Origin of the sequence: Chelatococcus reniformis, assembly GCF_014640075.1 — a bacterium.
Lineage (GTDB): Bacteria > Pseudomonadota > Alphaproteobacteria > Rhizobiales > Beijerinckiaceae > Camelimonas > Camelimonas reniformis.
The window spans coordinates 1-13,686 of sequence record NZ_BMGG01000019.1 but is presented as its reverse complement, the minus strand read 5'-3'; the positions used below and the strand labels follow the sequence as shown (position 1 = coordinate 13,686).

Here is a 13,686-nt window from a genome sequence, read left to right as displayed (position 1 = left end):
GCGCTCAACGGCGGCGACGTCAAGGACATCACGCCGGAGGAGCGGCAGCGGCTGATCGAGGAGCAGAAGCGCCAGCCGCCCAAGTCGCTCTTCGACCGCATGCGCGGGTTCTCGCCGATCTCCTACGGCGGCGGTGGCGGGGACGCGGCTTATGGCTCGCCCTTCGAGATGTTCCGCGACGCGGTGCGCGACGGCGTGCTCGAGGCGCTGCGCGAGTTCGTGGCTGGCGGCCCTGGCGGCGCTGGCGGCATCCAGCGCGCCAGCCTCGGTTGGGCCGGCGGCGGTGGCGGTGGCCTGCCGGAGATGTCCGGCGGCAGCGGCTTCAGCGGCGGCTGGCGGCGCGGTGGTCCGGGTGGCGGCTCCGCTGGCGGAGAACAGCCGGCCGGGCCGGCTCCAGGCACGACGCCCGGCAGCGGAGGGCTTGGCGCGGGTGGCGCACCTTTGCCGACGCCTCGCCCTTCTGGTCTCACGCCCGGCAGCGGGGTGCCGCGGATCCGGCGCTCCGATCTGTCGCCGGGGCAGCAGAGGTCGGTCGAGGCGGTGCGCGGGGCGAATTCTCGCTTGCGGCCTGGCGCGGGCCTACGCGAGCGCGCCCTCCATGCCATGGACCGGCTCGTCAATGTCCACGGATGGACACCGGAGGCGGCATCCACCGCCGTCGGTCAGGCTATCGAGGAGAGCGGTGTTACCACAACCGCCGTAGGTGACCATGGGACTGCAAGGTTCATGTTCCAGTGGCGACTGGACAGACAGGCCGCGCTTCGCCGATTCGCCGCGAACCGCGGCGTGAGCCCCTACGACGCGGACGCCAATATCGACTTCTTCAATGAGGAGCGGCAGCGGCGATCTGCGGCTGAACGAAATTGGCACCGTGAAACGGACCTTCGCCGCGGCAACATTATCGGCAAGTTTTTCGAAAATTACGCAGGGCCCCTACAGGGAAAGCGAGAGCAGCACGCCCGTGACGTGCTTCGGGCCTACATGGCGCGCGGCGCTGGTCACGAAGGTGGCAGCTCGGCCCCCACCGGCTGGCCAGGTGGTGGTGCCCGCCGATCCTACTCAGGGCTGTCCAGGCTGGCTGACGAAGACGCCGCTCAGTCCGGAACCGACGCCGCGTCGTTTCCAAAGGCTTGGCGAAAGGCTGTGGACGATCTGGCCGAAACCAAAACCTTACCCAAGCGTGCCGCGGAGGCAGGCGGGGGAGGTCAGTCGGCGACCGGGTCAGTCAATATCACGCTCGACGGCTTTCCGAAGGGCATGCGGGCCCGCACGAGCATGGATGGGCTGTTCAAGGAGGTGACCGTCAACCGGCCTCGCGCAATGCCCAATGCTGACGAAGGGAATTAGTCGTCAGGTTGGCCTTCGCGGATTGATCTGGGACCGCAGCGATGCCAGTCCTTCTGATACTGGTACTCGCCGCGTCGCCCGTAACACCAATTCATCGTATCAATCTGGCGGCCAATGGCCTCGCGTTCGTCGCAGACCGCCTGCACGTAGGCGGTAACTGGCGAACTGCCGCGGCAGATTTCGTTCGCCTCGCGCCATCGCTTGATCAGCGCCGATGCGGTGGGCTCGGCCGCATTGGCCGGAGGCGGTGCCCCGGTCATAGCCAGTGCGGCCGCAAGAACGATGGCAGCAACCTTCATGCGGGCAGCCTGCCGCAGGCCGCAGGAGAGGGCAAGCGCTGTGGACTGTTGCCGTCGAGTCGCCCGGCGGCCGACGCGGCGCGGGTGGCTCAGGCCCCTCCGCAGAGGTGATGGCTGTCCGCCATCGTCCACGACTGCTGCGTCCGGAGATTGGTGGCCGTGTAGACCTTGCCGCGATCGTCGCCGGGCGGGCAGCCCCTGGGGACCGACACCAGGCAGACGAGCGCCCTGTCCCCCACGCGTGACGCCAGGAGCGCCTCGGGCTTGAGATCGTGGTGGACCAGCACATCGCCGCTGGAGAACTTGACGACGCTGCCGCTGTCTGCGGCCGCCCTGATGGGCTTCCCCCAATAGTCGGTGATCTCGGTGATTTTGGTTTGCACGCATTGGCCAACGCGCCTCGGCGTTCGCGGCGCCGCGTCGGCGATGGACGCCATGCTGAGGAGGGCCAGGGCCATCGGCAGCCATATCGAAATCCTCATAGTCCCACCCCTGCGCCTCTGGCCTTACCCGGCGCAAGGGAACCCCGGCAGAGACGCGGTTGTCGATCTGTCACCTGGTCATGGCGGGATGGTGCGCTATTTGGGATGGCGTTGCCGACTGAGGATGGACTGATGAGGGCATCGATTGTTGCGCCGGCAGCGGTAGCCCTTGCGCTGGTCGCAGTGCCGACGCGAGCCGAGGAGCCGCCAGCGAACAGTCGGACGTACACCCTCTATCGGAAGAGCACGGTTGATCCCAACGAACGCGTCCACTGGGCGACATTCAACGCCGACCAGTCAGGCAGCTACAACCAGACCAACTGCGAACTCGCGGCTCGGCTTCTCAACATCAATCTGGCCCAGGCGAACGGCGCCGAGCGGGTCAATTTCGGCGTGTTCTGGTGTGAGCTCGGCAACTACCGACCGTAGGGGCCCGATGCCTCGAGGCGGCCGGGTAGGGGCTCCCCGGCGAGATGCCGTCAAGCCGACCACGTGAGATCCGTCCGTATCCGCCGAGCTTCAATGCACGCATCGAATAGATCGGTTGCAGCCAAGGCTGATCCCGATCTGCGGGTGAGTTACAAGGTGCTATTTGGGTGGCCCAGCCATGAGGCAGCGCGGTGCCGGTTCAGGTTGCTGGTGCTCCCAATGGACCTGAGCGCATCCTCAGCCACCTCGCAAATTTTCCTCTGTTCCGGTCCCGCGTTCACCACCCTCTGGAAGAACAGAGCGCCCCTTATGACGTCTCGAAGCCTCTCGCCACTCTCAGATAAGAACACGTCGTGGAAGTTCTCTGAGGATTGTGTCGAAAGAAAAACTTCATCCGTAGAGCCGCACGACCTCGTTCGACCAATTCGCAATAAAACATCCACAAGTTTGAGCTCTTTGGCAACTTCCGCCTTCTTATTCGCAAATGCCTCTGCTATATGGGGATCAACGATTCTGGAAAAGAAAAATACCTCGTCTGTGTCCCAGAAATTCTCCCCCTTTTCGGAGTTATTACTTATAAATACCGCGATCAGCTCTAAGGCCTCCACTTCTCGGCCCAGCGATTTGAACAGCCGGACCGCCGATTGGAGGTCATCTGCGGATAGGCTCGGCGTTCGTTGAACGGCCGACTTCATCTCTTCGACAAGTAATTCCTCGTCTTCATCAAAACTAGACTTATATCTCCGCCAGGCTGATTTGAAGTGTCCGAGATCTATGCTCCCTTTTATCTCAACCGCGTGTCTCTCCGCCCCGTCCCTAACCAGTAATTGATTGAAAAATCCGTCGTCAATGCTCGCAATGATCAACTCGTCGAATGCGTCGACTTGAGCAAACCCGTACGCGTCCAGGATCCCGTGCCACTTATCATTCGTCTCATCCGGAGCGCTGTCGCTACTCTTGTTGAGTATGTCGCTAAGGTCGAAGAAGTGACTAGCGCGCTTCTCTAGGATAAACTCACGGGAGGGTGCTTCGGTCGGCTGGTATTTGATCCAACAATAAAGAGTAATGGTATGAAGGGCTTGCTTAAGAATTTCGTTAGGTAGATTATATAGAATCGGTTCTATAAGTCGGGCAAAGTGCTCTATTTTCTTAATAACTCTTATGTTAGACAAATTTAGAGTTTCGCAATGACTGCGGAGTGTGCAGCCGATATCGTCTTGGCCGCGAATGGCTATCTCTGCTGAGTCTTTTGCGCTAGGTTTGAAGCGCAAATGAATATCGAAGGCCTTCTCGAAGTTAATTCGAAATTGGCGGGTTTCATCTCCAAGGTGTTCTTCATTGAGTAGCATAACTATTTTACAATTACGCTCTTCTTTTAGAAAAGATACTAGCCCTAATACATTTTCAATCGATAAACCTGATCCTCGCCGCTCAAGATCGTCGACGCACACAATTTGATCTCTGATTGTAGAAAACAGAATTGAGCCGGATTCACTTAAAATTTTTCCTGCGACGGGGATAGCGTGTAGAAAGCCTCTCCCTTTGGCAATTGTAGAAATAGCAAAGTTTCCTGCTTTTGCCGCTGCTTGGGCCTCATCAGAGTCGCTTGAAGCGACAAGAAAGTTAATGTTCTCGACAACTGCCAGCTTTAATGCGTCAAGAGAGTTCAACCCGAAAGCTGAGACATACGAATAGCGCTTTTCTCGAATAGATCCATTCTCAATACACAATTTTATTGCTTGGTTCCATGCATGTGTTTTTCCGACGCCCCAATCGCCGCTAATGCAGAGCGCTTCAGCTGCGTCAGATGCGAGAAAGCGCGCAACTTCATCTATGATCAGTTTGTGAGATTTTGGAGTTTGGTGCGTTTCCTTGGCGTGCATTCGGTTGCCTCGTTCTGTCAAGTGCTTGAAGACTTCCCGCGACAATGCGAGATCTGAACGCAGCTGCCATTGGGCGATCTCTACCGCTGCCACTGGAGCCAGTCCCGCAGGGCGGTGTTGACGCTGGCCTTAGCCGCCCCGGTACCGAGCGGTCTCACGCCAGAGCGCCAACGCGGCACTCTCGCTTCGACCTTTCGCCTCGATGCGCTGGCCGTGGTAGGTGCCGACGGCGACCCAGACCGATTTCGACTTTTGATGGACGCTGACAGGAACGTCTTTGTCCCAAACCTTCGCGGTTCGTTCTGTCATCACGCCACCTTCAGCGTCACGCTGGCCGGCTTCCGTCGGCGCCGGGGCGCCTTCCTCACGCTGATCTCGACGTCTCGCCCCAGCGCGTTGAGGCAGTAGAGCAGCCGCTCGACGGTGAAGCCCCGGTGGTGGCCCCGGATGAGCTTCGACAGGTCCGGCTGCTTGACGCCCATGCGTTCGGCCGCGGCAACCTGCGAAAGGCCCAGCGCCTTGATGCTCTGGTCGATCGTATAGACCAGCCGCGCCTTGATCATGTGAGTTTCGGGATCGGGCAGACCAATGTCGGCAAAGACGTTGCCGCTGCTCGGCACGATGCTGGTGTCGACGTCGCTCATGTCATCAACCCTTCCGTTTGTAGTGCGTCGCATAGTGCTGCTCGGCGGCCTTCAGGCGCGCCTTGATCCTGTCGATATCGACCCGCGCCGTCTTTATGCCGCTGGTCGACTTCTTCTGGAACGCGTCGAGCACGTAGAGCGCGCCCTTGAATTTCACCGTGTAGACGGTCCGATAGGTGCCCGACGCGTCATTCGCCCGGATCTCCTGCACGCTGGCGCCACCGAAGCCCTGAAGCGCCTTGACGTTGGTGGCCGTCTCGCCCAACTGCGCCAGGAACAGGGATTGGCCGACCTCATCCTTCACGTCCTGCGGGAAGGCCGAGAGATCGGACTTGGCGGAGGCCATCCACTCGATCGGCAGCAACTGCTTCGGCGCTTCAGACAACGGCTTGAGCCTCAATTGCCTATAGGCAGATACCTATAGAACGAGCTGCCAAAGCGCAAGTGGCAAAGGGATTCGCAGAAAGCGCACGCGCAATCGCGCCGCGCCCTTGCGGGGCGGCGTGTTCGCGTTCATTGTGTCGATTGGAGCCTGAGAACTCCCGCAGCGGGGCCCTTTGCCGGGGCTGGCGCTGCATTCACAGAGCGGTTCGTCGTCACCTTGCCGGGTGCGACGCCCGAAAGTAGACGCGCCCATTTGCCGTGGGCCGCGACCGGCGCACTATGCCGGGAGTGCCACGGCTATACAAGAGCCTTCGGGTGAAGGCCGTGGCGCACGTTCTCTGTGGCGTGTTCTCAGACTCCCGGTGCCAGCCCTGCCGGCTGGCATAGGCGGCCCTTCGCGGCTGCCCCGGCCCTGAGAAGCCGGTCGAGCACACAGAGCAAACCATGACCATTCACACCAAAATTGCGCCCGCCGTGGGCAGCGCAGGCGAGTTGAACCTGCGCGACCTGACGCACCGCTTCGGCGACGAGCCCCGGGTCTATGACCTGCTGCTCGCCTTCCGCCTGGGTTTTGCCGATCCGCACAAGATCCGCACGCTGATCCGCCGGAACATCGTGGAGCTGGAGAGCTATGGGCAGGTTTCCGCCACGGCGGCGGAAACCTCCCGCAAGGGCGGCCGGCCGGGCAAGGCCTACTATCTCAACGAGGGGCAGGCGCTCGTCATCTGCGCTCTCTCGCGCACGGCCACAGCGGCGCAGGTGCGGCGCCAGCTGATCGTCGTGTTCATGACCTACCGGCAGATGGCCGGGGGCATCTCGTTCGGCCTCGCCGGCGACGAGCGGCGCGCGCTGCGGGACATCTGCGATCTCGGGCACATCGTGGCGCACGACGGCTTCCGCTACCTGTGGGTGCCGCTGAGCCGGACCATGGAGGACGTGCTCGCCGCGTTCGATGCGGACCGGACCGAGCTCGAATGGAACCACGGGACTGAGCCGCTCGACCCGTTGGGACAGCCGGATATCCGCTTCGATGAGGCCGAGCCGGACGCATGCGCGGAACTGACGTGGCCGGAGGTCGGCCCCGGTGCCATGCCGTCGGCGCGGTTCGACAGCAACGACGACGATGAGGAGAGCGGCGACGAGCGCGAACCATCGCTCGGCGCGCCGGAGGTCCACCCGATCAACACGATTGGGATGCGGGACATGGAGCCCATCGTTGACCGGCGCGCCTCGCAGGAGCGCTGGGCTGCCGGAGGCCGCAGGGACTTGGAGGCGGACCCTCTCGACGCGGGCGAGGTCGAGCACGATGGCCGGGAGCTCTCATGGCCGGAGAGCGCGGGCAGGGGGCCGCTCGATCATCTGAGCGGCACCGATGACGATGAGCTCGGCGATACCGGCATCGGCGACGAGGAAGCGATTGGCGAGCAGGCGCAACGGCACCTGGACGCTGGCGGAACCATCCTCGGCTCCAGCGACGCGCCCATCGGCCCCCGCCACTGAGGCCCCAGGCCTGGCCGCAAGCCCGTGGCCGGGCCGTCTCGCCCCATGAGGAACATCACCATGAACGACGACACCAACCCGCCGAACGGCGCGGACCTGCTCTACGGCATGCCGGCGATCGCCGCGCACCTCGGGCTGAAGGTGCCACAGGCCCGACACCTGGCGGACAAGGGCACGATCCCGACGTTCAAGGTCTGCAAGCTGACCTGCGCCCGCCGCTCGACGCTGAACGCCTGGCTGGAGAAGCTCGAAAAGGAGGCGGCCTGTGGCAAGCGTCCGTAAGCGGGACCCCAAGGACCCGAACTCCCCCTGGGTTTGCGAGTACACCGACGCCAAAGGGAAGCGCCGCCGCTACACCCCCCAGACCGGGCTCAAGAAGGACGCGGATGCATTCCGTAGGAAGGTTGAGGGCGAGCTCGAGCGAGGCGAGCATGTGGCGCGATCACAGACCGACACGATCGGCGTGGCCGGGGAGGCGTGGCTACGCGACTGCGAGAAGCGCGCCCGAGTGGGCGACCGCATGACAAAGAGCACTGTTGCCATGTACACGTCGTGCTTCAAGCGCCTCGGTCCGATCGGAGGGAAGCTTCTCACCGACATAACGCGGGATGACTTGCAGTCCTTCGTTGACGATCTTGGCGAGGATCTTAGCGGCGTGACCGTTCGGCACACGGTGATGGCACTCGGCTTGATATACGACTACGCCATTGCAGCCAGGGAAGCGAAGCGAAATCTCGTCCGTGACTACAAGTCGACGACGCGACTTCCAGCGAAGGCAAATCGGGTGATCGTTCCCAGCCAAGCCGAACTCCAGGCGCTGCTGCGCGCAGCGCGCGAGCGCGCGCCCGGCGAGCGGCCGCTTGCCGCTCAGGTGCGGCATGCAATGGTCGCGATCGGCATGTTCGGCGGGCTCCGGCGTGGTGAAATGTGCGGGTTGAAGTGGGACTGCGTCGACCTCGATCGGAGCGTCATTCGGGTGCGGCGCAGCCTCTCTCGGCTCGACGGGCTGAAGGAACCGAAGACAACCAGCGGCGTGCGGGACGTTCCAATCGTGCCCCAAGTCGCCGCTGCTCTCCGGGCAATCCCGAGCAATCGGGAGCCGGAGGAGTATGTTCTAACAGTCACTGGAGGCGGCGGCCCTATTTCGCCCAACGACATGTCAAACCTGTACTGGCGGGCGATCTGTGCGAAGGCTGGTCTCGCAGATGAGAAGGGTCGGCCCAAGTACAAGCTGCATTCCCTGCGGCACGCGGCAGCCAGTCTGTTCATCGCTTCGGGGCTCTCGCCTCTGCACGTCAAAACCGTCATCGGGCACGCCTCGGTGCAGACCACGCTCAACATCTATGGCCATCTCTTCCCCGAGGATGAGGCCATCCGCGTGGCCGCTACCGGCATCGCGGCGCGGTTCGACGCGACAGTTCAGCCTCTCTAAATGCGACGGAGGCGCGCCAATGGCGCGCAACTGATTGAAATTGCTCATCGTAATTAAGTTCACGTATCTCGATGGAGTTGAGGAGCCGTTCATGGATCAGCGCGAAGGCTGGAGCGTCGACGGCACCGAGTTCAAGGTCCGCATGGATGCCGGCGTGAAGGCCCTGCACTGGCGCGGTCTCTACAAGAACGCCGGCGGGTAAACGCTCGCCGACCTCTTCGGGGCGGCCCGCGCGCCGCCCTGATCCTCCCCATTTTCGATCTGGAGAACTGAGATGAAGAACTTCATCCAGCCGGGCGACACGTTGACCGTGCCCGCCCCGAGCGGCGGCGTCGATAGCGGCGACGTGGTGATCATCGGCTCGCTCATCGGCGTCGCCGGTTCAACCGCAGCCGTTGGTGTGCCTGTGGCGGTCAAGACCAAGGGCGTGTTCGAGCTGCCCAAGGTGAGCGCCCAGGCCTGGACGATCGGTGCGCCGATTTACTGGGCTGCCGCTGGCAACGCCACGACCGTGTCGACCGATAACACGCTGATCGGCTACGCGACCGAGGTGGCGGCGAACCCGTCGGCGGTCGGCCGCGTCCGCATCGGCTGACGCTGCGGTGGCGATCGACTTCGATGCGCTGGTGCTGGGCCCGTGCATGAACGCGTTCGCTGTGGATGCGCTCTTGCTTCAGCGGGTCTCGGCGCCAAGCGCTGCGGCCGTCCCCATCCGCGGCGTCTATACGCTGACGCCGCAGGACATCGTCGACGAGTTCGGCGGCAGCCAGCGCGCAGATGGCTACACCTTCGGCGTCCGCGTGTCGGAGTTCGGCAACCCGGCGGTCGCTCGCGGCGACCAGGTCAGCAGCATCGATCTCCCGTTCCTCGCAGGACGCACGTTCACCATCGAGGACACGGGCGATGACGACGGCTACGGCCATCAGCTGTGGGTGCTGAAGGAGGACGACCTCACGCCGCCGGAGACGGACGATGACCCCTGAGGCCATCGAGATCCGTGACGCGGCGGTCGTCCTCTTGCAGAACCCGCAGATGTTCAAGCTCGTGTCGATCAACCCGGTCGACGTCGAGCCCGATGATCAGCTGCCGTCGCTGCTCGTGCTCGCCTGGCGCGAGCAGGCGAAGGCCGATGGCGACGCCGTTTCCGGCGAGCCGCACTTCGTCCACGACCTGTCGCTGGTGCTCAACTTCAAGGTCCGGGCCAACCGCCGCGAGGACCTACCCACCTCGCTGCACAAGCGCATGCGGTGGGCGCTGAACAAGCTGCTGACGTCTCCTGATTGGCTTGCGCACGTTGAGGGCGTGACCAGTCTCTCGAGCTCGGTGGCGTTCCCGCGCGAGGGCGAGAATTGGTATGCCCAGGGGACGACCGAGCTCCAGGTCCAGTTCTCGACGCGCTGGGAGCCGGTCGTGCCAGACGACTACCTGGGCACCGACCTCATTGCCCGGCCGCTCGGCCACGACGCCAACACCCCCGAAATCCGGGTGACGCTGGACCAGGTCCAGCCCGACTGAGGAATCCCCCATGTCCGACATGCGCGTCAGGCCGGCCCGGCAGGGCATGGGCCTCAAGCATCCTCTTGCCGGCGAACTGCCCGACGAGGGAGGCCTGTGGCCGGCTGACCAGTTCACGTTCCGGCGCATAGGCGACGGCGACATCAAGGAGGTGGCCGACCAGCCGGTCGACGCCCCTGTAACCACTGACAGGCCGGCCGCCGCCGCCGCCAAGAAGGAGGGCTGACCGTGGTCTCGTTCACCCAAACCCCAGCGGACTGGAAGGTCCCGCTCGTCACCATCGAGGTCGACCCCTCGCAGGCCGGCACGCCGACCTTCCCCAAGTATATGCTGCTCGCCGACTACAAGATCGCCGCCGGCACAGCGCCGGCGAACGCGCCGGTGTCGCCCGGCAGCGTGGCCGTGGCCAAGTCGATGTTCGGGGACGGCTCGCCGCTGGCCCGCGCCTTCGAGCGCGCGTTCGCGCTGAACAAGGGAACGCCGATCTACTGCTTGCCGGTGGCCGAGCCCGGCGCCGGCGTCGCGGCCAGCGGGACGATCGTGGTCGCCAGCGCGCCGACGGCAGCAGGCACCGTCTATCTCTACATCGCGGGCCAGCGCGTCGCGGTCGGTGTCCTGTCGAGCGACACGACCGCCCAGGTGGCGACCAAGATCAACGCCGCCATCAATGCGGTCACGAGCCTGCCTGTCACGTCGGGCGTGAGCACGTCCACCGTGACGTTGACAACGAAATGGAAGGGCATCAGCGGCAACGACATCCGCGTCGAGGACTCGGTGCTCGGTGTGAACGGCGGCGAGGTGCTGCCGGCCGGCCTGGCGCTGACCCATCCCACGAACAACGTCCTCGCCAGTGGCACCGGCGTGCCCGACTGGACGGCGGCCATCGCGGCCCTCGGCGACGATCCGTGGGAATACGTGTCGGTGGCCCACACCGACACCGGCTCGCTGAGCGTCTGGGGCACCGAATATGGCTTCAGCGACAGCGGCCGCTGGGGTTGGCTGCGCGAGACCTACGGTTCGGTGTTCAGCGCCCGGCGGGACACCTATTCCAACCAGGTCGCCTGGGGCGCGGCATTGAACCAGCCGGTCGTCTCTGTGCTCGACGTCGAGGTGAAGAGCCCGACGCCAATCTGGGAGTGGGCTGCGGCATACACCGCGCGCGCGGCCGCAGCGTTGTCGGCAGACCCGGCCCGTCCGCTCCAGACGCTGTCGCTCGACGGCGTCCAGCCGGCGCCGAAGGGCGCCCGCCGCAACAAGAGCGAGATGAACGGCCTGGCGCAGTCCGGCATCGCCATCCAAGCGGTGAACCCGGACGGCATGCCGGCGATCATGCGTGAGCAGACGCTCTATCAGCGCAACAGCTTGGGCCAGCCCGACAACGCCTATGAGCTGGTGACCACGCTGCACACGCTGGCGGCCCTCTTCCGGCGGCTCCAGCAGGGCATCACCAACAAGTATCCGCGCCACAAGTTGGCCAATGACGGCACCCGCTTCGGCGCCGGCCAGGCGATCGTGACGCCCAAGATCATCAAGGGCGAGATCATTGCGCTCTACCGGGCCGCCGAGTTCGACGGCCTGGTCGAGAACGTCTCTGCTTTCAAGGCGGCGCTGATCGTTGAGCGCTCCAGCACCAACCCGAACCGGGTCAACGTCCTCTACCCCCCGGACCTGATCAACCAGCTGCGCCACCTGGCGACGCTGGCGCAGTTCCGCCTCCAGTTCGCGACCACCGACGCCGCCGCGGCCTGACGGCCCGAAGCTCATAGGAGACAGCAATGGGCCAGCGCATCGCCGGGATCGCGTACTTCTACGTGGACGGCACCCAATATCCCTTGAAGGGCAACTTCACGGTTTCGCCGAGCAACATCGAGCGGGCCGGCATTCCCGGCCAGGACTACGTGCACGGCTTCGCCGAGAACCCGAAGGTCCCCTTCATCGAGGGTGACGTCTCGCTGACGCAGGAAGTGAGCATCGAGCTGCTGATGACGCTCACCAACTCGACCGTTCAGGCTGACCTCGCGAACGGGAAATCCTACGTACTGACTGGCGCGTGGTGCACAGCGGCTCTCGAGCTGAACACCAAGGACGGCCAGACGCGCGTCCGCTTCGAAGGCGTCGACTGCGATGAGGTGGTCTGATGGCCGATGAAGCACAGCCCGCGAGCTTGTCGTTCTCGCTTTCGCGGCCGATCAAGGTTGCGAACGAGGAGCGGACCACGCTCACCTTCCGCGAGCCGACCGCGGGCGACATCATCGCCGTCGGCAATCCGGTCATCGTCGATTTCGACGCCGACCCGGTGCGCATCACTCACGACGGCAAGTTCATGAGCGGGATGATCTCGCGACTGGGCAACGTGCCGCTCTCCGCCGTGGCCGCCATGGCGCCCCAGGATTGGGTCGGCTGCGCGTGGCTGCTCACCAGTTTTTTTATGCCGGCGCTGGGCATGAGCCCGGCCGCGAGCTCGTCCGAGCCTGCGTGAGGCTGGCGCTCGCGGGCAAAGGCGCCATCCCTCTGCCGTGGCTGATGGACCTGCCGGCTCATAGCGTGGCTGCCCTGCACGATGTGGTGTCCGGCGTGATCGACGAGATGAGCGATGCCTGACGAGCAGCTTCGGCTACCAGTCCAGGTCGTCGACCAGTTCAGCGCGCCCCTGCGCGCCTTCCGGCAGCAGCTGGCGACGATCGGACCTGGTCCCGGCGTCGGCAAGCTGAAGGCGGAGCTGTCTGAGGTCACCCGCGTCGCCAACGAGCTTCGCGCCGGGATCGAGCGCGGGCTCCAGCCGGCGCTGAATGCGATCGGCGTCACGTCCTTGACCGTCGGCGGCGCGCTGGCCGGCATCGCCGCGACCGTGCGTGTCTTCTCCGGGTCGACGGCAGAACTGGCGCGCTTCTCGGCCGCCACAGGCGTCGCCATCAACGCCGTGCGGACCTGGCAGGAAGTCGGCGCCCGTCTCGGCATCCCGGCTGAGCAGATGCGCTCAGCGCTCGGCTCGTTCTCCGAGCAGTTCCGCGATCTCCAGAAGGGCTATGGCCAGCTCTTCAACTGGGGCATGGGGCAGAACAGCGAGATCCAGGCGCTGTTCACCCGCATGCGCCAGGCGAAGGATGCGGCGACCGCCTTCGGTGAGGCGATCGAGTTCATGGAGAAACGCATCCCGAACCCGGCCGAGCGGCGCAAGTTCGCTGAGGCGGTGTTCGGGAACGGCGATTTCGCCATCCTCGGCGCCCGCTTGCTCGGCAAGCCGATCAAGGAGTTGATGAAAGAGGCCGAGCGCGACTTGGGCAAGCTGCCGGAATCGGCCGCGAAGAACGCGCTCGCCTTCGAGGAGGCGCTCGACAAGATGAGCGCCAGCCTGCGCGGGCTGCGCGACGCCGTCGGCAGCGATCTGCTCAACAGCCTGCGGCCGATGATTGACCAGCTTCGGGAGTGGGTCGATCTCAACCAGGGCGAGATCAAGACCGGCGTCGTCGACAGCATCAGGGCGGCCACCGAGTGGTTGAAGGGGCAGGACTGGAAGGCGATCGGGTCCGACCTGACCACGATGTTCGGCAACATGAAGGAGATCGCCGGCGGCGTTGCCGACGCGTTCAGGGTGATCAAAGCGGCCGTCGATGAGGCCCAGGCGGCGATCGACAAGCTTGTCCAGTGGACGGACCGGCTGGGCAAGGCGCTCAACGGCGGCGACGTCAAGGACATCACGCCGGAGGAGCGGCAGCGGCTGATCGAGGAGCAGAAGCGCCAGCCGCCCAAGTCGCTCTTCGACCGCATGCG

Annotated in this window: 20 protein-coding genes; 15 read left to right on the top strand and 5 right to left on the bottom strand. The window is 64.3% G+C overall.

From position 1 onward, the window contains the following. Positions 1 to 1,347 (top strand): phage tail tip lysozyme (locus IEW34_RS29960; protein ID WP_244642316.1); only part of this gene is annotated, 1,347 nt, incomplete at its 5' end. Here the strand turns inward: IEW34_RS29960 and IEW34_RS29955 are convergent. Together IEW34_RS29955 and IEW34_RS29950 are read right to left on the bottom strand one after the other, a co-directional pair. After that, positions 1,344 to 1,646, bottom strand: a complete 303-nt coding sequence (locus tag IEW34_RS29955; protein ID WP_188612926.1) for a hypothetical protein — start codon at positions 1,644 to 1,646, stop codon at positions 1,344 to 1,346. The two genes, IEW34_RS29960 and IEW34_RS29955, sit on opposite strands and share 4 nt — an antisense overlap. 89 nt (positions 1,647 to 1,735) lie before the next feature. Next, entirely contained in the window at positions 1,736 to 2,029 is a 294-nt protein-coding gene (locus tag IEW34_RS29950; RefSeq protein ID WP_244642315.1) for a hypothetical protein, read from the bottom strand. 231 nt (positions 2,030 to 2,260) lie between these two features. Between IEW34_RS29950 and IEW34_RS29945 the strand changes: the two genes are divergently transcribed. Next, on the top strand, positions 2,261 to 2,557 hold the full coding sequence (locus tag IEW34_RS29945; RefSeq protein WP_188612924.1) for a hypothetical protein: 297 nt from the start codon (positions 2,261 to 2,263) through the stop codon (positions 2,555 to 2,557). A gap of 149 nt (positions 2,558 to 2,706) precedes the next feature. On the opposite strand, the gene IEW34_RS29940 is transcribed toward IEW34_RS29945, so the two are convergent. The 3 genes from IEW34_RS29940 to IEW34_RS29930 form a co-directional block, all read right to left on the bottom strand. Next, positions 2,707 to 4,440, bottom strand: a complete 1,734-nt coding sequence (locus IEW34_RS29940) for a P-loop NTPase fold protein (protein ID WP_188612923.1) — start codon at positions 4,438 to 4,440, stop codon at positions 2,707 to 2,709. Positions 4,441 to 4,748: 308 nt separating this feature from the next. Then, positions 4,749 to 5,084, bottom strand: coding sequence for a helix-turn-helix domain-containing protein (locus tag IEW34_RS29935; RefSeq protein WP_188612922.1), 336 nt, complete (start codon positions 5,082 to 5,084; stop codon positions 4,749 to 4,751). Between the two features lie 4 nt (positions 5,085 to 5,088). After that, positions 5,089 to 5,469 carry a type II toxin-antitoxin system RelE/ParE family toxin gene (locus IEW34_RS29930; protein WP_244642314.1) on the bottom strand — a complete coding sequence of 127 codons (381 nt, stop codon included), beginning with the start codon at positions 5,467 to 5,469 and terminating at the stop codon, positions 5,089 to 5,091. A 443-nt stretch (positions 5,470 to 5,912) separates the two neighbouring features. Between IEW34_RS29930 and IEW34_RS29925 the strand changes: the two genes are divergently transcribed. The 13 genes from IEW34_RS29925 to IEW34_RS29875 form a co-directional block, all read left to right on the top strand. Next, positions 5,913 to 6,968, top strand: coding sequence for a hypothetical protein (locus tag IEW34_RS29925; protein ID WP_188612921.1), 1,056 nt, complete (start codon positions 5,913 to 5,915; stop codon positions 6,966 to 6,968). Positions 6,969 to 7,028: 60 nt separating this feature from the next. Beyond that, positions 7,029 to 7,250 carry a MerR family transcriptional regulator gene (locus IEW34_RS29920; RefSeq protein WP_188612920.1) on the top strand — a complete coding sequence of 74 codons (222 nt, stop codon included), beginning with the start codon at positions 7,029 to 7,031 and terminating at the stop codon, positions 7,248 to 7,250. After that, entirely contained in the window at positions 7,234 to 8,400 is a 1,167-nt protein-coding gene (locus IEW34_RS29915) for a tyrosine-type recombinase/integrase (protein WP_188612919.1), read from the top strand. The genes IEW34_RS29920 and IEW34_RS29915 overlap by 17 nt, the downstream gene beginning before the upstream one ends. Positions 8,401 to 8,434: 34 nt before the next feature. Beyond that, entirely contained in the window at positions 8,435 to 8,602 is a 168-nt protein-coding gene (locus IEW34_RS31210) for a phage major capsid protein (protein ID WP_444542169.1), read from the top strand. Between the two features lie 72 nt (positions 8,603 to 8,674). Then, positions 8,675 to 8,995, top strand: a complete 321-nt coding sequence (locus tag IEW34_RS29910; protein WP_188612918.1) for a DUF2190 family protein — start codon at positions 8,675 to 8,677, stop codon at positions 8,993 to 8,995. Positions 8,996 to 9,002: 7 nt separating this feature from the next. After that, positions 9,003 to 9,383: a head-tail joining protein gene (locus tag IEW34_RS29905; protein ID WP_188612917.1), complete on the top strand. Its 381-nt coding sequence runs from the start codon at positions 9,003 to 9,005 to the stop codon at positions 9,381 to 9,383. Further along, positions 9,373 to 9,915 carry a hypothetical protein gene (locus tag IEW34_RS29900; protein ID WP_188612916.1) on the top strand — a complete coding sequence of 181 codons (543 nt, stop codon included), beginning with the start codon at positions 9,373 to 9,375 and terminating at the stop codon, positions 9,913 to 9,915. The genes IEW34_RS29905 and IEW34_RS29900 overlap by 11 nt, the downstream gene beginning before the upstream one ends. Positions 9,916 to 9,925: 10 nt before the next feature. Beyond that, complete coding sequence (locus IEW34_RS29895; RefSeq protein ID WP_188612915.1) at positions 9,926 to 10,141, top strand: hypothetical protein; 216 nt, start codon at positions 9,926 to 9,928, stop codon at positions 10,139 to 10,141. 2 nt (positions 10,142 to 10,143) lie between these two features. After that, complete coding sequence (locus tag IEW34_RS29890; protein WP_188612914.1) at positions 10,144 to 11,664, top strand: phage tail sheath C-terminal domain-containing protein; 1,521 nt, start codon at positions 10,144 to 10,146, stop codon at positions 11,662 to 11,664. A 26-nt stretch (positions 11,665 to 11,690) separates the two neighbouring features. Further along, positions 11,691 to 12,053 (top strand): phage tail tube protein, encoded by a 363-nt coding sequence (locus tag IEW34_RS29885; RefSeq protein WP_188612913.1) that lies wholly within the window; start codon positions 11,691 to 11,693, stop codon positions 12,051 to 12,053. Further along, positions 12,053 to 12,394 carry a phage tail assembly protein gene (locus IEW34_RS29880; RefSeq protein ID WP_188612912.1) on the top strand — a complete coding sequence of 114 codons (342 nt, stop codon included), beginning with the start codon at positions 12,053 to 12,055 and terminating at the stop codon, positions 12,392 to 12,394. Before IEW34_RS29885 ends, IEW34_RS29880 begins: the two co-directional genes overlap by 1 nt. Further along, positions 12,391 to 12,516, top strand: coding sequence for a hypothetical protein (locus IEW34_RS31000; protein WP_280516355.1), 126 nt, complete (start codon positions 12,391 to 12,393; stop codon positions 12,514 to 12,516). Before IEW34_RS29880 ends, IEW34_RS31000 begins: the two co-directional genes overlap by 4 nt. Beyond that, positions 12,509 to 13,686, top strand: a 1,178-nt coding sequence (locus IEW34_RS29875) for a hypothetical protein (protein ID WP_188612911.1), incomplete at its 3' end; no start/stop codon positions are given. The genes IEW34_RS31000 and IEW34_RS29875, both read left to right, overlap by 8 nt.